Source organism: Lentibacillus kapialis, from assembly GCF_014646635.1.
GTDB lineage: Bacteria > Bacillota > Bacilli > Bacillales > Amphibacillaceae > Lentibacillus > Lentibacillus kapialis.
Genome location: NZ_BMNQ01000003.1, coordinates 76,863 through 99,250, shown reverse-complemented (window position 1 = coordinate 99,250; position 22,388 = coordinate 76,863). Strand labels below are relative to the sequence as shown.

28 protein-coding genes and 1 other RNA gene are annotated in these 22,388 nt (G+C 40.7%); 23 read left to right on the top strand and 6 right to left on the bottom strand.

The window, feature by feature from the left end:
- The first annotated feature begins 64 nt into the window (after positions 1-64).
- Positions 65-742: a DnaD domain-containing protein gene (locus tag IEW67_RS02505; protein ID WP_188631477.1), complete on the top strand. Its 678-nt coding sequence runs from the start codon at positions 65-67 to the stop codon at positions 740-742.
- A 3-nt stretch (positions 743-745) separates the two neighbouring features.
- Positions 746-1,411 (top strand): endonuclease III, encoded by a 666-nt coding sequence (gene nth, locus IEW67_RS02500; protein WP_188631476.1) that lies wholly within the window; start codon positions 746-748, stop codon positions 1,409-1,411.
- 310 nt (positions 1,412-1,721) lie between these two features.
- On the opposite strand, the gene IEW67_RS02495 is transcribed toward nth, so the two are convergent.
- Both IEW67_RS02495 and recU read right to left on the bottom strand, forming a co-directional pair.
- Positions 1,722-4,598: a penicillin-binding protein 1A gene (locus IEW67_RS02495; RefSeq protein ID WP_188631475.1), complete on the bottom strand. Its 2,877-nt coding sequence runs from the start codon at positions 4,596-4,598 to the stop codon at positions 1,722-1,724.
- Positions 4,599-4,616: 18 nt separating this feature from the next.
- On the bottom strand, positions 4,617-5,207 hold the full coding sequence (gene recU, locus IEW67_RS02490; RefSeq protein WP_188631474.1) for a Holliday junction resolvase RecU: 591 nt from the start codon (positions 5,205-5,207) through the stop codon (positions 4,617-4,619).
- A gap of 82 nt (positions 5,208-5,289) precedes the next feature.
- Here recU and IEW67_RS02485 point away from each other — a divergent pair, with 82 nt between their 5' ends.
- The 8 genes from IEW67_RS02485 (at position 5,290) to IEW67_RS02450 (ending at position 10,237) form a co-directional block, all read left to right on the top strand.
- On the top strand, positions 5,290-5,451 hold the full coding sequence (locus tag IEW67_RS02485) for a hypothetical protein (protein ID WP_188631473.1): 162 nt from the start codon (positions 5,290-5,292) through the stop codon (positions 5,449-5,451).
- Positions 5,452-5,949: 498 nt separating this feature from the next.
- A complete protein-coding gene (locus IEW67_RS02480) occupies positions 5,950-6,228 on the top strand; it encodes a hypothetical protein (protein ID WP_188631472.1) in 279 nt (92 codons plus the stop codon).
- A gap of 159 nt (positions 6,229-6,387) precedes the next feature.
- Positions 6,388-6,741 (top strand): DUF1798 family protein, encoded by a 354-nt coding sequence (locus IEW67_RS02475; protein ID WP_188631471.1) that lies wholly within the window; start codon positions 6,388-6,390, stop codon positions 6,739-6,741.
- Positions 6,742-6,804: 63 nt separating this feature from the next.
- Positions 6,805-7,209, top strand: a complete 405-nt coding sequence (locus tag IEW67_RS02470) for a cytidine deaminase (protein WP_188631470.1) — start codon at positions 6,805-6,807, stop codon at positions 7,207-7,209.
- Positions 7,210-7,519: 310 nt separating this feature from the next.
- Positions 7,520-7,822 (top strand): cell division regulator GpsB, encoded by a 303-nt coding sequence (gene gpsB, locus IEW67_RS02465; protein ID WP_188631469.1) that lies wholly within the window; start codon positions 7,520-7,522, stop codon positions 7,820-7,822.
- 61 nt (positions 7,823-7,883) lie between these two features.
- Positions 7,884-8,268, top strand: an RNA gene (rnpB, locus tag IEW67_RS02460) — RNase P RNA component class B.
- Positions 8,269-8,389: 121 nt separating this feature from the next.
- Complete coding sequence (locus IEW67_RS02455) at positions 8,390-9,520, top strand: THUMP domain-containing class I SAM-dependent RNA methyltransferase (RefSeq protein WP_188631468.1); 1,131 nt, start codon at positions 8,390-8,392, stop codon at positions 9,518-9,520.
- Positions 9,521-9,727: 207 nt separating this feature from the next.
- Positions 9,728-10,237, top strand: a complete 510-nt coding sequence (locus IEW67_RS02450) for an isoprenylcysteine carboxyl methyltransferase family protein (protein ID WP_188631467.1) — start codon at positions 9,728-9,730, stop codon at positions 10,235-10,237.
- A 476-nt stretch (positions 10,238-10,713) separates the two neighbouring features.
- On the opposite strand, the gene IEW67_RS02445 is transcribed toward IEW67_RS02450, so the two are convergent.
- Positions 10,714-10,914 (bottom strand): cold-shock protein, encoded by a 201-nt coding sequence (locus IEW67_RS02445; protein ID WP_068442417.1) that lies wholly within the window; start codon positions 10,912-10,914, stop codon positions 10,714-10,716.
- 345 nt (positions 10,915-11,259) lie between these two features.
- Between IEW67_RS02445 and IEW67_RS02440 the strand changes: the two genes are divergently transcribed.
- The 9 genes from IEW67_RS02440 to IEW67_RS02400 all read left to right on the top strand — a co-directional run bounded on the left by IEW67_RS02440 (position 11,260) and on the right by IEW67_RS02400 (position 17,375).
- The gene (locus tag IEW67_RS02440; RefSeq protein ID WP_188631466.1) at positions 11,260-12,933 is read left to right on the top strand and encodes a formate--tetrahydrofolate ligase; all 1,674 of its coding nucleotides are present in this window, start codon (positions 11,260-11,262) and stop codon (positions 12,931-12,933) included.
- Positions 12,934-13,527, top strand: a complete 594-nt coding sequence (locus IEW67_RS02435; protein ID WP_188631465.1) for an HD domain-containing protein — start codon at positions 12,934-12,936, stop codon at positions 13,525-13,527.
- A 160-nt stretch (positions 13,528-13,687) separates the two neighbouring features.
- Positions 13,688-14,644, top strand: coding sequence for a thymidylate synthase (locus IEW67_RS02430; protein ID WP_188631464.1), 957 nt, complete (start codon positions 13,688-13,690; stop codon positions 14,642-14,644).
- A gap of 20 nt (positions 14,645-14,664) precedes the next feature.
- Entirely contained in the window at positions 14,665-15,162 is a 498-nt protein-coding gene (locus IEW67_RS02425) for a dihydrofolate reductase (protein WP_188631463.1), read from the top strand.
- A gap of 3 nt (positions 15,163-15,165) precedes the next feature.
- Positions 15,166-15,744: a molybdenum cofactor guanylyltransferase gene (mobA, locus tag IEW67_RS02420; RefSeq protein ID WP_188631462.1), complete on the top strand. Its 579-nt coding sequence runs from the start codon at positions 15,166-15,168 to the stop codon at positions 15,742-15,744.
- Between the two features lie 145 nt (positions 15,745-15,889).
- Positions 15,890-16,099: a twin-arginine translocase TatA/TatE family subunit gene (gene tatA / locus IEW67_RS02415; protein WP_188631461.1), complete on the top strand. Its 210-nt coding sequence runs from the start codon at positions 15,890-15,892 to the stop codon at positions 16,097-16,099.
- A gap of 19 nt (positions 16,100-16,118) precedes the next feature.
- A complete protein-coding gene (tatA, locus tag IEW67_RS02410; protein ID WP_188631460.1) occupies positions 16,119-16,307 on the top strand; it encodes a twin-arginine translocase TatA/TatE family subunit in 189 nt (62 codons plus the stop codon).
- Positions 16,308-16,373: 66 nt separating this feature from the next.
- Positions 16,374-17,138: a twin-arginine translocase subunit TatC gene (gene tatC / locus IEW67_RS02405; protein ID WP_188631459.1), complete on the top strand. Its 765-nt coding sequence runs from the start codon at positions 16,374-16,376 to the stop codon at positions 17,136-17,138.
- Between the two features lie 15 nt (positions 17,139-17,153).
- The gene (locus IEW67_RS02400; RefSeq protein ID WP_188631458.1) at positions 17,154-17,375 is read left to right on the top strand and encodes a YozE family protein; all 222 of its coding nucleotides are present in this window, start codon (positions 17,154-17,156) and stop codon (positions 17,373-17,375) included.
- Positions 17,376-17,395: 20 nt separating this feature from the next.
- Here the strand turns inward: IEW67_RS02400 and IEW67_RS02395 are convergent, their stop codons facing one another.
- Entirely contained in the window at positions 17,396-17,728 is a 333-nt protein-coding gene (locus IEW67_RS02395; protein WP_188631457.1) for a YolD-like family protein, read from the bottom strand.
- Positions 17,729-18,325: 597 nt separating this feature from the next.
- Between IEW67_RS02395 and vrrA the strand changes: the two genes are divergently transcribed.
- From vrrA to IEW67_RS02380, 3 genes are all read left to right on the top strand, one after another.
- On the top strand, positions 18,326-18,775 hold the full coding sequence (gene vrrA, locus IEW67_RS02390) for a VrrA/YqfQ family protein (RefSeq protein WP_188631456.1): 450 nt from the start codon (positions 18,326-18,328) through the stop codon (positions 18,773-18,775).
- 108 nt (positions 18,776-18,883) lie between these two features.
- Positions 18,884-19,837 (top strand): peptide-methionine (S)-S-oxide reductase MsrA, encoded by a 954-nt coding sequence (msrA, locus tag IEW67_RS02385; RefSeq protein ID WP_188631455.1) that lies wholly within the window; start codon positions 18,884-18,886, stop codon positions 19,835-19,837.
- A 46-nt stretch (positions 19,838-19,883) separates the two neighbouring features.
- The gene (locus IEW67_RS02380; protein WP_188631454.1) at positions 19,884-20,090 is read left to right on the top strand and encodes a DUF6501 family protein; all 207 of its coding nucleotides are present in this window, start codon (positions 19,884-19,886) and stop codon (positions 20,088-20,090) included.
- A gap of 268 nt (positions 20,091-20,358) precedes the next feature.
- Here IEW67_RS02380 and IEW67_RS02375 read toward each other — a convergent pair whose 3' ends face one another.
- The gene (locus IEW67_RS02375; protein ID WP_188631453.1) at positions 20,359-21,549 is read right to left on the bottom strand and encodes a M14 family metallopeptidase; all 1,191 of its coding nucleotides are present in this window, start codon (positions 21,547-21,549) and stop codon (positions 20,359-20,361) included.
- 147 nt (positions 21,550-21,696) lie between these two features.
- Between IEW67_RS02375 and fdxA the strand changes: the two genes are divergently transcribed.
- The gene (gene fdxA, locus IEW67_RS02370) at positions 21,697-21,936 is read left to right on the top strand and encodes a 4Fe-4S ferredoxin (RefSeq protein WP_188631452.1); all 240 of its coding nucleotides are present in this window, start codon (positions 21,697-21,699) and stop codon (positions 21,934-21,936) included.
- A gap of 71 nt (positions 21,937-22,007) precedes the next feature.
- On the opposite strand, the gene IEW67_RS02365 is transcribed toward fdxA, so the two are convergent.
- The gene (locus IEW67_RS02365; protein WP_188631451.1) at positions 22,008-22,277 is read right to left on the bottom strand and encodes an acylphosphatase; all 270 of its coding nucleotides are present in this window, start codon (positions 22,275-22,277) and stop codon (positions 22,008-22,010) included.
- Between the last annotated feature and the right edge of the window lie 111 nt (positions 22,278-22,388).

Sequence of the window (22,388 nt, the reverse complement as noted above, 5' to 3'; positions counted from 1 at the left end):
GCAAGGGATTTTAACATCTGTTTCCGTCTGAAACATGCTATACTTAGAAATGAGGTATCCATTTATGACACGATTCATTTCATTCCAGGATATTTTATTAAATCAGGTGCAGGTACCTGTTCAATTACTCGATAATTACAAACAAATGGGACTTAATGAACAGGAAGTTATGATTATTTTGCAACTGCTTCGTTTTTTGCAGGAAAATAATGATTTCCCGACACCAAGTGACCTGGCCAGCCATTTGACAATTAGCGAGAAGGACTGTGCCAATGTTCTGCGCAGTCTGATTCAACGGGACTTCTTATCGATCGAACAACTAACAAACGCATCAGATCAGATCACCGAGTCCTACAGTCTTAATCCGCTTTGGAAAAAACTATTTTCAGAAGTTACAGAAGACCAGAGCGAAAATGACGGCACACTTTTTATATTGTTCGAACAGGAATTCGGCAGACCGCTGTCACCTTTTGAAATTGAGATGATCAATTCCTGGCTGGACGAAGATAAACTTACGCCACCCCTCATAAAAGCGGCATTAAGGGAATCTGTTCTCATGGGCAAGCTTAATTTTAAATATATTGACCGCATTCTCCGCGAATGGCAAAAGAAGGGAATTCATACCGTTGAACAGGCCCGCGAAGCAAGTAAAGCTTTCCATGAAAATCAGACATCCAATCAAGGGGCTGCTCCTGAAAAACGGGATACATCGATTTATTACAACTGGCTGGAGGAGGAATAGTAGATGCTTAACAAATCACAGGTTCACTATTGCCTGAATGTCATGAAGGAAATGTATCCCAAAGCAAAGTGTGAATTGAACCATGAAAACCCCTTTGAACTTGTTATTGCTGTTTTATTATCCGCACAGTGTACAGATGACTTAGTCAATAAAGTCACGGCCTCATTATTCAAAAAATATCAGACACCCGAGGATTTTTTAGCTGTGCCACTTGAAGAACTGCAGCAGGACATCAGATCAATCGGGCTTTATCGGAACAAAGCAAAAAACATACGGAAACTCTGTCAAATGCTGATTGATGATTATGACGGGGAAGTACCTAAGACGAAACAGGAACTGATGAAACTGGCTGGTGTAGGTCGAAAAACCGCCAATGTTGTCGCATCAGTTGCATTCAGAGAACCTGCAATTGCTGTTGATACACATGTTGAACGTGTGGCTAAGCGATTGGCGATTTGCCGTTGGAAAGATTCCGTTTTTGAAGTAGAACAAACCTTGATGAGAAAAGTGCCTAAAGATGAATGGGCCGATACACACCATCGGATGATTTTTTTTGGAAGGTATCATTGCAAGGCTAGAAATCCACAATGTCCGGAATGTCCGTTACTGGATTTATGCCGGGAAGGGCAAAAGCGTATGAAAAAAGCAACTGTAGATGAAAAAAAATAAAGTGATTTAAAAAGAGACAGTCTCCTAAAGCAGGATGACTGCCTCTTCATTATTGGTTGTGTGGCTAGGAGGCTGGGACACAATTAGTTTTATTAAGGAAAAATCCGAACGAGTTAGAGCGTATACACCACACCGCTACGGAAATTATACTTCGTTTTCCACGGGCGGCTGGTGAGCCTCCTCGTGCTTCGCACTGTGGGGTCACCGAGGCCTTCCCTCCCGTAGGAGTCTGCGTATATTTCCTAAGCTAAAACGGAGTATCGTTCTTCTTTAGTATTGTACACCTTAGTTATGTCCCGTCTGTCCAGCTTTACTGATTGCTGTTTCCGTTACTTTCTTCTCTATTTTCACCTTCGCCATTCTCATTATTGTTGCTAGTATTACTGTTTTCCTCGTTATTCTCATTGTTGTCGCTACCATTGTCGTTCCCTTCGTTACTTCCATTGTTGCTGTTTTCTTCGCTATTTTCATTGGTGCCGTTATTGTTGTTATCTTCGCCGGCGCCGCCATCTTCAGATCCGGAATTATTTTCGCCGGGAATTGTCACTTGAGTACTTGATTGGTCTCCTTTTACACCCTCATTAGCACCGTCTTTGCCAATTGGCGTAACAGCTATTGAATAGGTTTGACCTGGCTGAACACCCTCACCTTCAATAACGATTCCCGCTGAATCGACCGTTTGTGTCTGAAGCTGGCTGCCTCCTTTAGAAACAGCTACTTCAAATTGGGCCGGCGGACCGTCGTACTGCCAGGAAACGTCTATCGTTGATCCGGATGGCGTAGCACTGAGACCGCTGACTGCCGGAATGTTCTCTTCGTTGTTTTCGTCTTCCTTCTCCTCGTCATCTCCATCTTCACCATCACCCGGAACTTGAACAGTAGTTGTCGCAGGTTCACTGGTGTTTGAATCCGTCTTAGCAACAACCTGAATGTCATAAGTTGTATCTGGTTCTACATTGGAAATTTCCATTGATGTTTCGTCAGTCGACGAAAGACCCTGCATTTGACCGTCATCAACACTTGCACTCACCTCGAAGGAAACATCTTCATCTGATTCATAATCCCATTCGACTTGGATTGCATTTGAGCTTTCATCATAACTTGCCTCCAGTCCATTAACCGGATCAAGCTGATCATAATGTTGTGAAGTCTTAGATGGTTCATTCCCCTTAACGAATAACTCGGTAACAATCTCAGATTCCGGTGTATAATCGCTTGGTAGTTTGGCAGGTCTTGAACCTTTTTCAACACCTATTTCCACAACTGAGTCAGGTTTCGTGAAATCTGCAGTCTCAACGTTCTTTGACAGTTCCGACATTGTGCTTTTATACAAGGTGTGCGGAATTTTGGTGTCCGGTAACGCTATGTTGTTGTTATTATAACCAGTCCACACCGAAATCGTGTAATTCGTCGTATAACCACTGAACCAGGAATCGGGCGAACCCTCGATACCTTCTCGCGTCGTCGTCCCGGTTTTTCCGGCATCTGGCAGTCCCGGGACATTCGCCTGGGCACCTGTCCCTTCTGAGATTGCGGTTTTCAGCATATCGCTTATCATGTATGCAGTCGATTCAGACATAGCTGCCTCAGACTCCGGTTTCAAATCAACCGTTCTGCCATTATCCGGAAATTCCACTTTTGTAACCGCGTACGGTTCATTATAAACACCGCCGTTCGCAAAAGCACGGTATGCTCCTGCAAGCTCAAGCGGATTAGTGCCTATATTGCCGCCAATCGCGTCAGTAAGCTTGATGTTACTGTCGCCAAATGAAATACCTAAGCCCTCCGCAAATTGTTTAGCATTACTGGCACCAACTTCATCAAACGTTTTGACTGCCGGTACGTTCAGGGACTGCTGCAGTGCATACCGCATCGAAACCCAGCCATAGTATTGGTTGGCCCATGTATTAATCTGTTTATCACTTCCCGCAATGTCATATGGACCGTCATCATTCAGCTGATGATATGTCGACCATTGTTTATTTTCGATTGCAGGTCCGTAATCGATAATCGGTTTGAAGGTTGAACCTGGCTGACGGCTGATATCTGTCGCATAATTAAAACCGTCGTTTTTAACCCCTCCACGGGCACCGCCGATTGCACGTATCGCTCCGGTTTCTGTATCCAGTACGGTCATACCGGCTTCCATATCTGCTTCATTGCCATCAGGACCAGTTACAGTCGCCGGATAATCGATGGGACTATCTTCTGCAAGTAGCGACTCAACATGATCCTGTGCATCGGTATCAATCGTTGTATGAATTTTTAATCCATCCGTATATATGTCAGCACCTTCAACTTTCTCTTCAACTTCCTTGCGCACCTGCTGCAGAAATGCCTGATACGGTGTCGGATCCGGAGTATCATCAGTCAGCAGGGAAGGGATGTCCACTTGTCTTGCTTCTTCCGCTTCGCTTTCTGTTATTTTCCCGTTATTAACCATAAGGCTTAAAACCGTGTTCATTCGATCTTTTGTCAATTCGGGATTTTTAAACGGATTATAACCGGATGGCCGCTGTGGTAACCCTGCGAGTATGGCAGCTTCAGGAAGTGTCAGCTCGCTCAGATCCGTTTTCCCGAAATAAAGTTCTGCTGCTTTACCTACGCCGTATGCCCGATTTCCATAATAAATTTTATTCAAATACATCTCGAGTATTTCTTTTTTGGAATATTGACGTTCCAATCCTAAAGCCAGCCACATCTCTTGAACCTTAATACTAATTTTCTTTTCCGGCGACAGGAATGACTGTTCAACCAGCTGCTGAGTGATCGTACTGGCGCCTTCAGAACCGAATCCATTCTTGATGTTGGCAACCAAAGCACCGCCAATCCTCCATACATCAATACCTGGATGTTCGAAAAACCGGGCGTCCTCGGTTGAAATAACAGCATCAATTAAAACCTGGGGCAGTTCCTCATACTCAATTTTGGTCCGTGTTTCACCAGCTCCCAAATCAGCGAATACTTCACCATCTTTATCATAAATTTTCGATGAAAAAGGTGTGTCCAATTTAGACGCATCAATATCAGGTGCTGTAGCAATATAATAAGTAAATAATACACCAACGCCAACGCCTATAGTCAGTATAAAGATTGCGGATATTAGTAAGATTTTTTTCCATAGCGGTTTTTTTGCAGCTTTTTTCTGCTTTCTTCGTGCTGAACGAGATTGGCCGTTTGTTGCCATAACTCTTTTTCCTCCAATCTAAAAATAAAGCTGATCAATAATAGCTAAATAGTTAACCCTTGCCTGGTAATGAAAAGGAATCCGGTAGCCCGTTTTTTCTATCGTTTCATGGGGGATTGATTTTCTCCCTCCGTTAACTTGCTTATTCCAATAAGATAGAAATATTTCAGACGGCATAAAATATGTTTCATTATAGACGGAAAACCGTAAAATAAAAAAACAAATTCCCCCGTGTTCCAGAACTCCTTTCATATGATTGATCTGATGTTCATGTATATTTGCCAGCGGAAACCTTGTTTTGTTTTTTGTTTCCTTTGCTTCAAAATCAATATATTTTGAGCGGTAAATACCATTATAATCAGTCGTGGAGGGTTGTTTGAAATAACCCTCTGTTATGACAGCGGCACTTCTTTTTGGATAGTGTACATTTACAATTTGTACCGGTGTCGGCTTTTTATGAATAATGGCCTTGTGAGTATTCCGATAAAAATCATTCGTGGCATTAATATCTTCTTCCAGCGTCATACCGCGGTTACCAAATCCCATAGCCCGGGATGCGCCGGATGCTCTTTGGGAGCTCCTGTTTTTTTGACCATTCGGATAACGCATTCTTCTTCCCCCCAGTATATTACAGTAGCATATCAAAAAATATGGAAATTGACTATAAAACCTATAAAAGTGAGGTTATGTCATGGATGCTCCACGGGGAAAACAAGGCTATACACATTATATTATATCTGAGCCAAAAGAGCACAATTTTGATAACGTTTCCCGGACAAAAACCTATCAAAACTTTTATGATCATACTTATCAGAATATTATTCGGAATGAATGGTTTAAAAAAGGGGGATAAAATGAAATCGGGCAATGGATATTTACCATTAGTCACACAAGTGTACAAAAGCGTCTCATGGAACACTGTGCATTTTAAAATATTTTCATGTAAAAGAGGCCGGGACAAAAGTGGTTTTATTAAGAAAAATCCGACCTAGTTAGAGCGTATAACCCGTTCCGGAAATAAACTCACTTAAGTGGAGGCTATTCTTTGTCCTTGGTATTGTATATCTTGGTTATGTCCCAACCCCTTTTACGTGATATCAAGTTGCGGGACGGTTTGGGCCGTCTAATTTTTTGTCACGGTTCTGATTTTCTTTTTCCCGGTGATGCTTCTTGGTTTTATGCTGGGATGGTTTTTTAGCCATTGATCATACCTCCTTTGTCATTAGCATGTCTGAATTGAGGCGAATATACACTTGTTTTGCTGTTATTCTTCTAGTTTTGTCGACGAAGAAGGAAAGTAACGATTTATCCAGAAGAAGTCATTAACCAATAATATTATGAGGTGAGTATAATGACAAAAACCACCGCAACCAACTCGCAAATGAAAAGAAAGGGTACACAGGATTTCACAGATGCATTATCGAATATAAGTGACCAGATCCGTTTACTCGATCAAAAAATCACCACGGCAACTGATAACAGCATTTACGAAGAATACCGGATTCTGCAAGAGCAACTTACTCATACAACATGCGCAGTAAACAAATTGGTACAAAAACAACGAATAATACAAAAAAGACTCACTCCCCATCATTTTGCTTCCGAAAAATTGGAAAAAAGACTGTCATAACGCGTGCTTTTTAACCAACCGGATGATAAAATAAGCTTGTCAGCATAGAAAACCTGGCATTCGTTTTATTTTATAGCGGGTGCCACATCTTTTCTTATAAGGTTTTTTAAAATTTATCCTTTCTGACGTTATAAAATAAGATAAAGGTCAGGGTAGTTTATGGATTTAATACATGAAACTGAACAGCTCAAGGAACATCTTGAACACTTAAAGAATATATATGAAGAAAACAATCCACCTGAAAGTAAAAAAGACAAACAGTTTTTTTTGATGGTTAAGGAACGTACAGAACCTGTTTATAAACTGCTGGGAGAGTGGGAAGAAAAAGCACTTAATGTTGTCAAAGAGCGAAAAGTCAATCTGCACCCGCAGCAAGTGACCTCGACACGGGAAAACATGGAATTGTTATTGTTGAATAGCTATTATGTTGATGTAAAGCGGAAACGATATATGGAGTTAAATCGTTCCATACTTTTCATTTTTGATCAACTGTTATCTGAACTTAAAGAATAATGAGCTTTACAAATAACGATGCCTTCGATTATAATAACCTTCCATTAATGTAGGGGGTAAACGATGAACAAATCGGAATTGCTTAAAGAAGCTATAGCGATTAAAGATAAGGCGTATGTTCCGTATTCCAAATTCCCTGTCGGCGCAGCATTATTGACCCGTTCGGGAAAACTTTACACAGGTTGCAATATCGAAAATGCTGCCTATCCAGTCAGTTGCTGTGCCGAGCGGGTCGCCATTTTTAAAGCAATCTCGGATGGTATATACGATTTTGCTGAAATGGCTGTTGCAGCTCAGACAGAGCGACCTGTTCCGCCATGCGGTTCCTGCCGTCAGGTGATGAGTGAGTTTTTCGACAGCGGTATGAAAGTCCACCTGACCAATCTTCATGGGCAAACCAAAACCCTAACAATGGACGAACTACTGCCATTTTCCTTCCAGTCAGAAGATATGATCGAAAGAGGCTGAAAAACAGCTTCTTTTTTTGTAACGTCAGACAGTATAAATTTTGGAAGACCGGAATTGTTATAAGGCGAGGCGAACGTCCATATTTCTAATATGCTTTAAAGGTCAACAGCCTTCTTTAAAGCGTATTATTTATGATACTATTTGTGTCCTATCCAAAATCGAATAAGACAACTTTTTGGAATCATGTTATACTACTAACAAAAGAAAATAGCGAATATAGTAAAGAACTAAAAATACACATGTAAATGAACATACTTTTTTTCTTCGTTTTAACATGATTGAACAAAGGAAAAATCGAGGTGACTGAAAAATGAGTACAAACCGTCAACTAACAGGAAAAGAGATACTTGAGAAGGAATTTAAAACTGGAATGCGTGGTTATAATCAGGAAGAGGTTGATGAGTATCTTGATGTCATTATCCAGGATTATGAAGCGTTCCAACAGGAAATCGATAAACTCAAACAGGAAAATGAACGGCTTAGAAAACATTCCGATCAAACAAAAAGCCGCCAATCGGCTCCAAATCATCAAGTGAATTATGACATTTTGAAACGCGTGTCCAATCTTGAAAAAGCTGTATTCGGCAATAAATATGCTGATTCCGAGGAATAGGTTTAAATTAACAGTGAACAAGTTTCTCAAATATGGTATAATAATGTTAGAAAATGATTGAATACTTGCGTAATCGCTGCATATGGTTCATATGCAGAGGAAAGTCCATGCTCGCACAGGCTGCGATGCCTGTAGTGTTCGTGCTTGACGAAATCATAAGTCAAGGTAACAAATGTTAACGGCAGTGGAACATCCTAACTCATAAGACATGGATTAGTACATTTGAAAGTGCCACAGTGACGCAGTCGGATTGGAAACAGTCCGAATGGAACGCGGTAAACCCCACGAGTGAGCAACCCAAAAATAGGTAGGGGCACCCTTGATTAGGGAAGTGAACTGAAAAGGGGACGGGCATTCAGGTAAAATGTCCGTAGATAGATGATTACGACCGGTGTACAAGGCTGACCACCGTAGAAGTACATCGGAACAGAACATGGCTTACTAAGTATTCAATGGTCTCCATTATTTAACAGAAACCTTTCTGATACCGTCAGAAAGGTTTTTTAATTGTCGGTTAGATGTGGTAAACTAGTACTGATTTAATTTGGAAGATGAAAGGAAATACATATGTCCAATGAGGTTACATTAATTGCAACAGCTGCAATGGGATTGGAATCAGTTGTAGCCGGAGAGGTAAAACGTCTGGGTTACGATGTGACAGTCGAAAACGGAAAAGTTATTTTTAACGCACCTGTATCAGCCATCCCGCGTTGCAACCTATGGCTGCGAACCGCTGATCGTGTCAAATTGCAGGTTGGTCAATTCAAGGCTGTTACATTTGAGGAATTGTTTGAAGCAACCAAGGCACTGCCATGGGAACATATTATTACAGAAGAGGGAAGTTTTCCGGTATCAGGAAAATCCGTTAAATCTACCTTATACAGTGTTCCGGACTGCCAGGCTATCGTGAAAAAAGCAATCGCTGAACGTTTAAAATTAAAATATGGTGTTGCTGGAAAAATGCCTGAAAACGGCGCTTTATATAAAATAGAAGTTGCCATTCATAAAGATCAAGCCACATTAACAATTGATACATCCGGCTCCGGGTTACATAAACGCGGCTATCGCGTGGGGCAGGGGGATGCACCTTTAAAAGAAACATTGGCTGCGGCCCTGATTTTACTGACTAACTGGAGTCCTGATTATCCGTTAGTGGATCCTTTCTGCGGCTCCGGAACAATCCCTATTGAAGCTGCGTTAATCGGTCAGAATATTGCTCCAGGCTTCAATCGTGAGTTTGCCTCTGAAAGTTGGAAGTTGATTAACAGCCAGTATTGGGAAGAGGCATTTGAGGAAGCCGAAAGTAAAGCTGATTATGATAAAAATCTTAATATAACCGGTTCAGATATTGACCATAAAATGATCAATATCTCAATAAATAATGCTACTGAAGCAGGATTAAGCGACTTGATTTCCTGGAAACAAATGCAAGTAAACGATCTGTCTATCCAAAGAGAAAATGGATACTTAATTGGCAACCCGCCATATGGACAGCGAATAGGAGATCAGGATGATGCAGCAGTGATATATCAGAATTTAGGGGAGACTATGGAAAAACACCCGTCATGGAGTGTTTACACACTAACGGCTTTTGAATCATTCGAGCATCTGTATGGAAAAAAAGCTACCAAGAAACGGAAACTTTTCAATGGATTTATACAGACCAACTATTATCAGTATTTTGGAAAGAAACTCTAATTGTATATGACAGAATACAAACCAAGGGAGATATTACCTTGGTTTTTTTCTTGTAGAAGCATAGCCGACTTGTTTCGGCTAAAATTTTGTATGTATGGCCAGAATGGATACAAGGTAAAATAAGCCTTAGATTCCAAAAGCGTTCTCTCAGCTTTTTGGACCGGGATTCAGTTCAGAATTAATGTTATTAGGGTGGGACGGCGGATCATGACAACCTGGATATGGTTTTTTATTCTGGCAGTGATCATACAACGCGTGACAGAACTATTCATTGCCAAAAGCAACGAAAAATGGATGAAAAGCGTGGGTGGTATTGAAAAAGGCGAGAAACACTATAAATGGTTTATCCTGCTTCATTGTTGTTTTTTTGTCTGTATTGTAGCAGAAACATCACTTAATAAGCATGACTTTGCCGAAATAAATTATTTTCTATTACTTATTTTTTTAGCTGCACAAGCAGTAAGGGTCTGGTGTATGCAAACACTGGGCAAATTTTGGAACACAAAGATAATTGAGCTCCCCGGTGTTATTGTAATCAAAAAAGGACCGTATAAATATGTGAAACATCCCAATTATATGGTTGTTGCTGTTGAATTGTTTGTTATACCGATGCTTGTCGGTGCACAGCTGACAGCGGTTCTATTTCCATTTCTGCATCTTTTGTTATTAAGAATTAGAATACCGCGCGAAGAAAAAACCTTAACCAAAGCAACCTAGGAGTCTTAGACAGAACTAAAGATGTATCATACTAAAAACGAATAATACATCGTTTTAGCGGAGGAAAATATACGTAGCCTCCTGCGGGAGGAGAGGCCTCGGTGAGACTCCGCGTCATCACAAGGAGACTCAACAGCCGCCCTAAGGTGCGCGAAGTATATTTCCATAGCGGGTTATATACTCTAACTAGTTCGGACCTTTCCTTATCCAAACTACTTCTGTCCTAGTCTCCTAGAAAAACAGGAACAGGTTCAGCCAAACCCTGTTCTATTTTTTAACGATAAAATTGATTTAATGCGCTATCATCCCATGAATGGGCCAAGAAATTCTGATGAGCATTAAAAAGCGGTAATTTTTTTATACTCAGAAAGAGTAAATTATGGATAACCTTATAAGAAAAACTCGGCATCCGCTATAAAACGAAGCGAATGCCGAGTTTTCTAAGATTACCGCTTTGTGTATATGGTTCAAATCGTTTATTGTTTTACAACATTTGCAGCTTGCGGGCCGCGATCGCCTTCAACAATGTCAAATGTTACATTCTGACCTTCTTCAAGAGTTTTAAAGCCTTCTTCCTGGATAGCGGAATAATGAACGAACACATCATTTCCTTCTTCCACCTGAATGAAGCCATAGCCTTTTTCCGCATTAAACCATTTTACTACGCCATTTTCCATTGTAAATAATCCTCCTAAAAACTTTCACGTAAAACGTGTTAATGCAAAGCAGACAAATAGAATTAAAAAAACGACTACTCCAGAAGTGTTGGATCACTATTGCATCCACTTCCACAGAAGCCGCTTGTCATTAATGATTCCATACATCTTCTTTGCTTGTATCTAATATAGCTTATTTTAAGGTTTCAGTCAAGACAATAACTGTATTTATCCGGTTTGTAAAAAATGTACTTAAGAATAAGCAAAAAGTTAATGAAACCGCTTCATAAATTACCGAATAAGTATGTGAAAAACACGATAGTTAAGTTAAACTGAAATTAAATGGATACGAAAGGAGTATTTCAGATGAAAACAGATATCGAAATTGCGCAAGAAGCTTATTTAAAACCGATTAAGCAGATAGCAGACAAGCTCGGTTTGAAACAGGAAGAATGGGAGCCATACGGCCATACAAAAGCAAAGCTTTCCAATACGTTGATGCATAAACTGGATACTAAACGGAAAGGAAAAGTCATTTTAGTTACATCCATCAATCCGACCCCCGCCGGAGAAGGTAAATCTACCGTTACCGTTGGATTAGGACAAGCTCTTGATAAAATTGGCAAAAATGCTATGATTGCTCTTCGTGAACCATCACTGGGTCCCGTTATGGGCATGAAAGGCGGCGCAGCAGGCGGGGGATACTCCCAAGTGCTCCCGATGGAGGATATAAATTTGCATTTTACAGGTGATCTTCATGCCATAACCAGTGCCAATAACGCATTATCAGCCATGATCGATAACCATATTCACCGGGGCAATGAAATGAATATAGATCCACGCCGGATTGAATGGAAGCGAGTTATGGATATGAACGATCGTGTGTTAAGACAGATTGTGGTAGGACTCGGCGGCCCATTGCGCGGTGTACCCAGAGAAGACGGCTTCAACATTACCGTTGCTTCGGAAATAATGGCTATCTTATGTCTTGCAACAAGTCTGGAAGATCTAAAATCACGTATATCAAAGATTGTAATCGGCTACACATATGAGGAAAATCCTGTAACAGTTAAAGATCTGAAAGCGGAGGGAGCGCTGACTCTTCTGCTAAAAGATGCGCTCAAGCCAAACCTTGTTCAGACAACTGAAAACACGCCCGCTGTTATCCATGGAGGCCCATTTGCCAATATTGCTCACGGTTGTAACAGTATTATGGCAACCAAAATAGCCGCCGGATTGAGTGACTATGTCGTAACCGAAGCTGGCTTCGGAGCTGACCTTGGTGCTGAGAAATTTCTAGATATTAAAATGCGTGCTGGGGAGTTTCATACAGATGCAGTTGTCATCGTCGCAACAGTGCGCGCTTTAAAAATGCACGGTGGTGTTAACAAGGACAATCTCAAAACGGAAAATGTGGAGGCATTAAAAGCCGGAATGGGTAACCTGCAAAAGCATATTGAAACGATAGAAACGTTTGGACTGCCTTTTGTTGTGGCCATTAATAAGTTTCCGACTGATACCGAGGCAGAAACCGATCTCATTAAAACATGGTGCCATTCCAAAAATGTTGACGTAACTTTAACAGATGTGCACGCAAATGGCGGTGCCGGGGGGACAGAACTTGCCGAAAAAATTGTGAATAAAGCGGACACTGATGTTCATCATTCATTTCATTATATGTACGATTTGGATGACTCGCTTGAGACAAAAATAAGAAAAGTCACGCAAAATATCTATGGGGCCAGCGATATAGAATTGTCTTCCAAAGCGAAAAAACAGCTTGCCTTTTACGAGCAGCAAGGGTGGGGGAAACTAGCGATATGTATGGCCAAAACACAGTATTCATTATCAGATGATCCGTCTTTAGTTGGAAGACCTGAGAATTTCACAGTGACCATAAGAGAATTAAGGCCATCGCTCGGAGCAGGATTTATCGTCGTATTAACCGGCAACATGATGACTATGCCGGGGTTGCCCGCAAAACCTGCAGCCCTCAATATGGATGTAGATCAGAATGGAAAAGTAACGGGATTGTTCTAAATGACTATAAACAATAAGACTGAAGCAATCCGTGATTATGTGCATACCCTATTTAATGATGATGTCACAGGACACGATTATTATCATATGAAACGGGTAGCCTATATGGCAAAATATTTAGCGGAACAGGAACACGCTGATCCGTCCATCTGTGAGACGGCTGGCTGGATTCATGATATAGGAGATCGAAAGTTGTTCACAAGCCCCGCCGAAGCTATAAATGAACTTAATAACTTTTTACAATCCATTGAATATACAACGAATGAAATCAACAGAATACACGCAGCTGTGGAAGACATCTCGTTCAGCAAGGGAGACATGCCAGCTGCATTGGAAGGAAGAATCGTTCAGGATGCGGACAGACTGGATGCAATTGGCGCCATTGGTATTGCACGGACGTTTGCATATGGGGCGGCAAACGGTCAACTTCTCTGGCATGAGTACGGGAAAAGGGGAACTTCCATTCAGCATTTTTATGACAAATTATTACACCTGAAAGACTCAATGAATACCAATGCTGCTGCCCAAATAGCCGTTGAACGCCACCGGTTTATGGAAACATATTTGAATCAGTTTTTCAGAGAATGGCAATAAACAAACAGCATTTAAAACCAGGCAGAAGAGTCCAGTTATCTTCTGCCCGGAATAATATCTCCCGTGCAGTTTCTTCAGTTTCCATGCCGTTGTTCTCTAACTCCGTAACATTTGCCGTAATATAATCTGTATATTAAGATTAGGAAAAGAGGTGAAGAAAATGCTTAAAGGCGAACAGAGTTACCTGGATTTATGCCGCTACATATTAAAAAACGGGACAAACAAATCAGATCGGACCAGCACCGGAACCTATTCGGTATTTGGTCAGCAAATGCGTTTTGACTTGGCTAATGGTTTCCCGCTGTTAACGACAAAAAAAGTACCATTTCGGCTGATAGCCAGCGAATTGCTCTGGTTCATAAAAGGGGATACAAACATCCGCTATTTGTTGCAGCACAACAATAATATATGGAATGAATGGGCTTTTAAACGTTGGGTTGAAAGCAGTGACTACAATGGTCCTGATATGACCGATTTTGGGAATCGCAGTCATCAGGATGAAGAATTTAATCAGTGTTATCAGGAACAAATGAAGATTTTTAAGGACAATATCTTAAGCGATTCTGCATTCGCAGAGAAATTTGGTGATTTAGGAAATGTATATGGCAAACAATGGCGTGCCTGGAAAACCTCCCAAAATGAAACAATCGATCAATTAAAAAATGTGATTCAATCAATCCGCCACAATCCCGATTCGCGTCGGCATATCGTTTCTGCATGGAATCCGGAAGATGTGCCCGGCATGGCTTTGCCACCGTGTCACACACTCTTTCAATTTTATGTGGCGGATGGCAAGCTTTCATGCCAACTGTATCAGCGCAGTGCCGACATTTTCATAGGTGTACCATTTAATATAGCAGGTTATGCATTACTGACACATTTAATTGCTCATGAATGCGGTCTTGAGGCAGGAGAATTTATCCATACTTTGGGTGATGCTCATATCTATACGAACCATGTCGAGCAGGTAAAAACACAGCTTGGTCGTAATGTACGAGCATTTCCAACACTTAAAATAAACGCCGAAAAAGTGTCCATCTTTGATTTTGAATTAGATGATTTCGCATTGTTCGGCTACGAGCCACATCCTCCGATAAAGGCACCAATCGCCGTTTGAACTGAAAGGAGCAGGTCGATATGATATCATTACTTGCCGCTATGGACCGGAATCATGTTATAGGTTACCAGAATAATTTACCGTGGCATTTGCCGAATGATTTGAAATTTTTCAAACAAAAAACGACCGGACATACAATCATTATGGGTCGGAAGACATTTGATTCAATTGGAAAGGCGCTTCCGAATCGTCGTAATGTTATCATTTCCAGAAAAAAACACAGTAAATTTCCAGACGGGGTTGAGGTCATTCACGATGTCAGCACTATTATAGAATGGAATCTCCGGAATCCGGAAAACGAATTATTTGTGATTGGCGGTGAAGAGATTTTCAAACAAGTCCTGCCACATGCTGATCGTTTATACATTACGCTCGTTGATGACGTTTTCCAAGGGGACACATACTTTCCCAATTTTTCAGAAGCAAACTGGCGACTAACAAGCAGGGAAAAAGGGGGAAGGGATAGTAAAAACTATTTTGATCATTATTTTCTGCAATACGATCGGCAGGGTGAATAGATTATGCGATTTTGCGGGGTTATTCTTTCCGGCGGTAAATCATCGCGGATGGGCACAACCAAATCTTTTTTGGAAATAGACGACAAGCCGGTGATCACACATATTACCCATGAATTAAAGAAATTAAGCGATTGTGTAACGATTATCACAAACGAACCGGCGGAATATCAATTTCTCGAAGTGGATTTATTCCAGGACAGGTTTAGGAACAAGGGGCCGCTGGCCGGTATCGAAGCAGCCATGTATCATACCGATGCTGATATTTATTTATTTGCTGCTTGTGATATGCCATTCATCCATTGTGATGTTTATCAGCATTTAATTCAGTCATTGCAGGGTCATCAGGCAGTCATTCCACTGTATAATGAAAGAATGCACCCTTTATCCGGAATATATACGAAACATGTACTCCCGCAAATCCAGCAGCTGCTCGAAAACGATCAAAAAAAAATACGAACATTATTTGATTATATTACAGTTAATTATGTGACAAACTATAATGGCATCCCAAAACATATTTTGGATAAACATTTTTTTAATATGAATTACCCCGAGCAATACGAACTGGCCAAACGGCTTTAAAAACAGTTTAAAACGCATATTTAAGTTGCCGGAAAGCAGCCAGTCGTGTTATAATTCCAGCAGTGTACAGGCTAATTGGGCTGTCGTTGGAACGCTGCATTTAGTTAAACGTTGCATTATAATATACTTAAAGAAGGTGTCACTTATGGGATTGGGCAGTATAGGTTTCCCGGGGCTTATTTTAATTCTAATCATTGCTTTAATCGTTTTTGGACCTAAGAAATTGCCGGAAATCGGCAAGGCTGCCGGAAATACATTGCGGGAATTCAAGAAATCAGCTCAAGATTTAACGAGTGATGTTTCTGACGAAGTGAAAGAGACGAAAGATATTGTAAAAGATGATCAAAATAAATAATTATGCGGAGTGGTCATAAATGGGATTAGGCAGTATTGGCATTCCCGGTTTAATTTTAATTCTAATCATTGCTTTAATCGTCTTCGGGCCTTCTAAATTGCCGGAAATCGGCAAGGCCGTCGGCAGTTCGCTTAAAGAATTCAAGAACGCGACTAAAGATATTGGATCGGATAATTCCGGCCAGAATGATCAATCATCAAAGAAATGAACGATTTTTCAAAGGTGTAGGGGTATCCTTACATCTTCTTTTATGTTTGGATTGGGAGCGTGAACAATGTCTGGAGAACAGCGTTTTGATCATGAAAAAGAAATGAACGTCGTAGGCCATCTCTCTGAACTCAGAAACCGTCTCATCGTAACGGCCGTTTTTTTCATTCTATTTTTTGTTATTGGGTTTATATACGTTGATATTATTTATGGTTTTATTGAAGATGATTTGCCGTTCAAATTAAGTGTTACCGGTTTGACAGATCTTATATCTGTTTATTTAACGCTGGCAGGTGTGACAGCATTGATTGGCACATTGCCGATATTATGTCTTCAAGTCTGGCTGTTTATCAGACCTGGTCTCACAAAACGTGAACGTAAAGCGACACTGCTGTATGTTCCGGTCGTTTTTCTTTTATTTATCGCCGGCATTGCTTTTGGATATACTGTTTTCGTAGATTTTATCATACCATTTTTACTTTCATTAAACGACGGGATGTTCAATGAAATATTCACGTACGACCGGTATTTTAAACTGCTATTTCGGATTGTTCTGCCGTTTGCTTTATTTTTTGAAATACCGATTATTGCCATGTTCCTTACTCATCTGGGAATTATGACTCCGGATTTCATGCGGCGGACACGAAAGTATGCATATTTGATTCTTGTCATTATCGGGGCATTCATCACACCGCCGGATTTTGTATTGCAACTTGTTGCAATTGTACCATTGATTTTACTATATGAAATCAGTATCTATCTGTGCCAAATCGTATACCGCAAAAAGTTAAAAAAACACCGGGAATTTATGGAGAATAACAGTTCTGAATAATGGGGGGGAGGTCATATGCGGTCTTTTTACCACTATGCATTAACTTATAGAGGTCAAAAAATGCCGGATGACAAAAGCAGACTGGCTGACTGGATATTCTATGACCATGATTTTCCGAAACAGTCAGCGGACTATGATTCAATCAGCAGTTATTTGGAATGGAACAGCCCGTTTGCTAATGCGCTAACTGTATTTGATGAGCTTTGGGAAGCCTATAAAATGAATAATGTGGAATAGACTTCGGCAATACCCGAGGTCTATTCATTAAATACAAGCTGATAAATATCACTGAAAGCAATTTTTTTAACCGATTGATCAGAAGTTGCCAATATAACGGTGTTTGTATGACTGTTAAGCTTGTTAATCATGCCTGTCCACTCTGTGATTGTGCCTTTGTCATAGACACAAAGGCAAACAGGGGATTGACGTTCCAAAGCTTCCAGCAGTTGACCATTTAACAGCTCAATTTGCTGTTCGTCAAGCACAGGCTTTGATATTATATCATCTTCCAACCACATATCCTTTAGTAATTCGGTGTGCTCAGGCAACATTAGCGAAGCCCACTTAATGCTTCCGCGATCTCTTGGCATATTTGCTTCACCTCAGTACCATTATAACGAACTCAAGTTCGCATGACAATTAGATCGCATGACAGCACCCTTTCGTTTTCGTCAAAATCAGATGAAAACTTGTCATATCATGCAAATTTATGCGGTTGCCCGGGAAATAATTCCGTCAAAGCCTGAAAAATTCATGAAATTGCCATAATTCCAGGATTTCAAACCAGTCTGTGGTATTTATAATAAATATATAAACATATGAAAGAAGGGAATAAGATGTTTTCTGCCATCGTGTTTGGTATTTTATTGACGGGGACAATCGGGTTTATTATTGCGGCAGAAGTATCAAGTGAGGAGAGATAAAAATGTGAACCATTCATATGCCTTTGCGATCATCTGCAAAGGCTTTTATTTTTAACGTTAGAAATTCTAAATAATAAATAACTTTATAAGAAACGAACCTAGGTACTCGGTTCCATAAAACAAGAGGAATACCGCGCATTTTTTAATTATTTCCTGCATACGGGGGACACCATTTTTAGAGTAAACTGCGGATAACTGCCTACACTATTATGTACTGCTTACGTACAATAACCTAAAAGACTTTATGAAAAGAGGAGAATTATAATGGTATGGCCTATCCAGCAACAGTATCCCAACAGTGGTATGATGCCGCACCAGGCTTTTCCCCCGGGAAACCCCACCGTACCGCCTCAACAACATGAGGGAAGAGGGTTACGGCGGTTACTATCACCTCAAACATCTCAAAATCTGTTATCACCAGAGCGAATCAGCGGCATATCCCACAAACTTAGTAATGTGCAGCAAGTATTAAACGTTGTTCAACAAGCAGCACCGCTTGTACAGCAGTATGGACCAATGGTAAGAAACCTGCCAATGCTGTTTAAACTAATGAAGGCTTTGAATGAAAACGATTCTGAAACAGATCAATATCAACTTGAAAACGAACACGAAGCAGGAACGGCATATTCATCCGACGAAGAAGCAAACAATGTGGGCGAGGTGAACTGGGATGCAGTACAATCGGGTGAATCAACTCCTAAATTGTTTATTTAAAAAGCTATCATAAATCGTGAGAAATCCTCTCAACACAAGCATATGATTTGAATTTTTTTGTTAAAAACGAAAAAATAAGCATAGGATAACCTTGAATGGAGGTATACTATGTCGACTGAATTAGCTACATTTGCCGGAGGTTGCTTTTGGTGCATGGTCGAACCGTTCGATGAGCGGCCCGGTATCGAAAATGTTGTATCAGGTTATACAGGAGGTCATGTTGAAGCTCCCACATATGAACAGGTTTGTTCAGATACAACGGGTCACGTTGAAGCAGTCCAAATAACATTCAATCCGGATATAATGTCATATGAACAGCTTGTTGATACGTTTTGGCAGCAAATTGATCCGACCGATTCCGGCGGTCAATTCAATGATAGAGGTGAATCGTATCAGACAGCTATTTTTTATCACAATGACACACAACAGCAAATAGCTGAGCAATCCAAACAAAAACTCGAGCAAAGCGGTAAATTTTCCAGACCAATTGTGACGCCCATTCTTCCGGCAAAGCGTTTCTATAGAGCTGAGGAGGAGCATCAGGACTACTATAAAAAACAATCATTCCACTATCGGTTGTACAAAAAAGGATCAGGAAGGGAAGACTTTATAAAAGAAAACTGGAAACACGGAACCGATAAATCTGAGTTGAAAGCAAAACTCACACCAATCCAATATAGTGTTACGCAGGAGAACGGAACGGAACGTCCTTTTGCGAATGAATACTGGGACAATGAGGACGAAGGAATCTATGTGGATCTTATTTCCGGCGACGTCCTATTCTCTTCACATGATAAATTTGATGCAAACTGTGGCTGGCCGAGCTTTACTAAGCCGGCAGACCCATACCAGATTAAGGAAAAAACTGACACAAGTCATGGAATGATTCGGACTGAAGTTAGAAGCAGGAATGCGGACTCCCACTTGGGGCATGTATTTGAAGACGGGCCGCAAGATAAAGGGGGACTCCGTTACTGCATGAATTCGGCAGCGATGAAATTTATTCCAAAAGAAGAACTGAAAGAAAAGGGCTATGAAAATTATTTATACCTTTTTGATTAAATAACACTATTTTAATTATGTAAACTAGCAGAGGGGGACGACCAACGTGATTCATTTAAAGTGGGAAGATAATGAAACAATTAAAAAAATTGAATGTGTTCACGCTGATGCTGAAAAATTCATTGTTCATAATAAGTTAACGCCGGGCGAACAGTACGAAGTGAAAAATGAAACGGATGAATTCTACTTCATTATTGATAACAGTAACCGCATTGGCGGATTTTATAAAGACTATTTTAAAGAGGTAAAGTAACAGGGCGTACAGCCTGTTACTTTACCTCTAAATCAATTCATTGAACTTATAAGTGAGTGGTTAAAAAGGAGGAGAAGACACATTCATCGCACGTTTTGAACAATCTGTTATAAGTGCGTGTTCAAAAAGGAGGATAAAAAGGACCAAGAAGTTCGAGACGGCGCAGTTTCGAGCAGCGGAATGTATGCCTTTAGATACATGAGCGGCGGAGAAACAAGCCAACGAAGAAATTCGAAGTGTCATGTTTACCGGACTTTTTGAACAACCTCTATAAATATAAATTAGCCAGCATAATGCCGAGCGTCTCCTGATAAATCTCCTCAAATTGCCTGAATGGCAGCGGATTGACCCCAATTCCCAATTCAACCGTATAACCAGAACGTCTGAATTCCCGGATAAACCAGTCCTTATAACCGGCGTAATTGTCTATACAACGTATGGGCTGATAACCGCTCACACGAGCGTATTCATTTACAATGGACTCTGAAAGGGGAGGTTCCAAACCTGCAAAACCCCAATAGATCTCTTTGCCTTGGGTATGCAGTGCATTGACACGCAAAAAGTCTCGTTCTCCAGCCAGTTCTGCCATTGCTATAGCTTCCGGTTCCGATAATGGACAAGAACCGGGATAATCCCGGGGCTGGGGTGAATCAGGCTTCCGTGCTGCTTCAACTCCCCAGAGTGCCGGATATTGCTTATTCAGATCAACACCTGCAATATTTGCCTTCCAATTGGAAAAAACCGGGTTCTGATGATTGAGTGTTAAAACCTGTTCCTGATACTCCCCGGCTGCAGATACGCCATCCAGAACAAGATTAACACCATCCGGATTAACCATTGGCACAACTGATAAAGTTGTATCCATAAAATGAGCCGGTACGTTTATTCCCTGTATCGGCGTTCTGTTTATCAATGCACATGCATATTCATTGATGAAACGCATCAGGACCGAAGTGGTTATCCATTCGTTGGCGTGAAATGATCCATTAAGATGAACGTGTTTGCCCCCAGCGCCAATCTGCAATTCAATGATATCTTTACCCAGAATGGAATTTCCGATGACTTTGTGGGAAATGAAGGGATAGACAGTACACAAGCGGGCGATATCCTGTACCATTTTATCAAATGTATAATGATCATAGTCCGTTATTATTAAATGATTGACACGCTCGGGAATAGTAATTTGTTGGCCGGTTTGCAGTTTTTGCGGATCTGTTCCCGGATTTACCAGTTGCAGCATGTCAGCCGGAACATTTTGCTCTCTTGCAATGTCCCGCAAGGTCTTATCGCCAGCTATTTGATAAAATCTTTCTGTATAACCGGGTAGATTCATCACCTGATCAATCATGAATTCGTCAGTGTTTAAGTGGGGATTGGATTGTTCAAGCAAAACCAACGGAACATCAAACAGATCACTGTAATACCATAATGAATCATTGGGGCTAACGAGAACTTCCATACCGACCTCTCCCTCGTATTTTGCTGATAAGATAGAATATGTATGAACACCTATCCATGTGTAATCTAACTTGAAACAAGCGGTTATATTATGTAATATATTTATTATGGAGTGTGTGTGGCTTTATTTTTTAAGGAGGAGATTCATTTGGCATTTGTTATAACGTCACCTTGTATAAATGAAAAATCAGGCGAATGTGTCGAAGTATGCCCTGTTGACTGTATAGAAGAAGGCAAAGATATGTTCTATATCGATCCGGATATTTGCATCGACTGTGGTGCATGTGAAGCCGTTTGCCCGGTTGAAGCCATATATATGGAAGATGAGGTCCCACAGGAAGAAGAGAAGTACATTGACCTCAATGCCAAATTTTTCGAAGAGGCTTGATCAGAAGCCGCTGTCTTCACTGATAGCGGCTTCTGTTTTATTTTAACGCCAGAAAATGATGGATGACCTTATTATTTTATGAAAAAGCTGCTATAACCTTTTTCATCCTGTTGTGTATCAACTTTCACATCATCCACTTTAGCAGCTGGACTTAGACCTTTATTTAAATCATTTAAAAATGTATGAACTTTATTATGCTCACCCTCAATTTCCAACTCCACTGTACCATCTGATTTATTTTGAACCCATCCAGTTAGATCGTATTGGGCAGCCAGCTGCTGTGCCGAAAATCTGAATCCGACGCCTTGTACGCGCCCACTGACAATAACATGTGCCAACATCCTTATCGTCTCCTTTTATCAATAGTTCCTCATACATTATATTGCCTTACAGCGTATAATTAAAACAACACCATTAATTCATTTCCCTATACCTTAGACTATTGGAACATT

What these genes read in the sequence shown, in the direction of transcription:
- IEW67_RS02440 (WP_188631466.1), top strand. Translation starts at nt 11,260, where the DNA reads ATGAAAACAGATATCGAAATTGCGCAAGAAGCTTATTTAAAACCGATT.
- IEW67_RS02430 (WP_188631464.1), top strand. Translation starts at nt 13,688, where the DNA reads ATGCTTAAAGGCGAACAGAGTTACCTGGATTTATGCCGCTACATATTA.
- IEW67_RS02375 (WP_188631453.1), bottom strand. Translation starts at nt 21,549, where the DNA reads ATGGAAGTTCTCGTTAGCCCCAATGATTCATTATGGTATTACAGTGAT.
- IEW67_RS02395 (WP_188631457.1), bottom strand. Translation starts at nt 17,728, where the DNA reads ATGCCAAGAGATCGCGGAAGCATTAAGTGGGCTTCGCTAATGTTGCCT.
- IEW67_RS02485 (WP_188631473.1), top strand. Translation starts at nt 5,290, where the DNA reads ATGGATGCTCCACGGGGAAAACAAGGCTATACACATTATATTATATCT.
- msrA (WP_188631455.1), top strand. Translation starts at nt 18,884, where the DNA reads ATGTCGACTGAATTAGCTACATTTGCCGGAGGTTGCTTTTGGTGCATG.
- IEW67_RS02435 (WP_188631465.1), top strand. Translation starts at nt 12,934, where the DNA reads ATGACTATAAACAATAAGACTGAAGCAATCCGTGATTATGTGCATACC.
- IEW67_RS02425 (WP_188631463.1), top strand. Translation starts at nt 14,665, where the DNA reads ATGATATCATTACTTGCCGCTATGGACCGGAATCATGTTATAGGTTAC.
- vrrA (WP_188631456.1), top strand. Translation starts at nt 18,326, where the DNA reads ATGGTATGGCCTATCCAGCAACAGTATCCCAACAGTGGTATGATGCCG.
- mobA (WP_188631462.1), top strand. Translation starts at nt 15,166, where the DNA reads ATGCGATTTTGCGGGGTTATTCTTTCCGGCGGTAAATCATCGCGGATG.
- nth (WP_188631476.1), top strand. Translation starts at nt 746, where the DNA reads ATGCTTAACAAATCACAGGTTCACTATTGCCTGAATGTCATGAAGGAA.
- IEW67_RS02455 (WP_188631468.1), top strand. Translation starts at nt 8,390, where the DNA reads ATGTCCAATGAGGTTACATTAATTGCAACAGCTGCAATGGGATTGGAA.
- tatC (WP_188631459.1), top strand. Translation starts at nt 16,374, where the DNA reads ATGTCTGGAGAACAGCGTTTTGATCATGAAAAAGAAATGAACGTCGTA.
- IEW67_RS02400 (WP_188631458.1), top strand. Translation starts at nt 17,154, where the DNA reads ATGCGGTCTTTTTACCACTATGCATTAACTTATAGAGGTCAAAAAATG.
- IEW67_RS02475 (WP_188631471.1), top strand. Translation starts at nt 6,388, where the DNA reads ATGGATTTAATACATGAAACTGAACAGCTCAAGGAACATCTTGAACAC.
- gpsB (WP_188631469.1), top strand. Translation starts at nt 7,520, where the DNA reads ATGAGTACAAACCGTCAACTAACAGGAAAAGAGATACTTGAGAAGGAA.
- IEW67_RS02450 (WP_188631467.1), top strand. Translation starts at nt 9,728, where the DNA reads ATGACAACCTGGATATGGTTTTTTATTCTGGCAGTGATCATACAACGC.
- recU (WP_188631474.1), bottom strand. Translation starts at nt 5,207, where the DNA reads ATGCGTTATCCGAATGGTCAAAAAAACAGGAGCTCCCAAAGAGCATCC.
- IEW67_RS02365 (WP_188631451.1), bottom strand. Translation starts at nt 22,277, where the DNA reads ATGTTGGCACATGTTATTGTCAGTGGGCGCGTACAAGGCGTCGGATTC.
- IEW67_RS02470 (WP_188631470.1), top strand. Translation starts at nt 6,805, where the DNA reads ATGAACAAATCGGAATTGCTTAAAGAAGCTATAGCGATTAAAGATAAG.
- IEW67_RS02445 (WP_068442417.1), bottom strand. Translation starts at nt 10,914, where the DNA reads ATGGAAAATGGCGTAGTAAAATGGTTTAATGCGGAAAAAGGCTATGGC.
- tatA (WP_188631461.1), top strand. Translation starts at nt 15,890, where the DNA reads ATGGGATTGGGCAGTATAGGTTTCCCGGGGCTTATTTTAATTCTAATC.
- IEW67_RS02495 (WP_188631475.1), bottom strand. Translation starts at nt 4,598, where the DNA reads ATGGCAACAAACGGCCAATCTCGTTCAGCACGAAGAAAGCAGAAAAAA.
- IEW67_RS02505 (WP_188631477.1), top strand. Translation starts at nt 65, where the DNA reads ATGACACGATTCATTTCATTCCAGGATATTTTATTAAATCAGGTGCAG.
- tatA (WP_188631460.1), top strand. Translation starts at nt 16,119, where the DNA reads ATGGGATTAGGCAGTATTGGCATTCCCGGTTTAATTTTAATTCTAATC.
- IEW67_RS02480 (WP_188631472.1), top strand. Translation starts at nt 5,950, where the DNA reads ATGACAAAAACCACCGCAACCAACTCGCAAATGAAAAGAAAGGGTACA.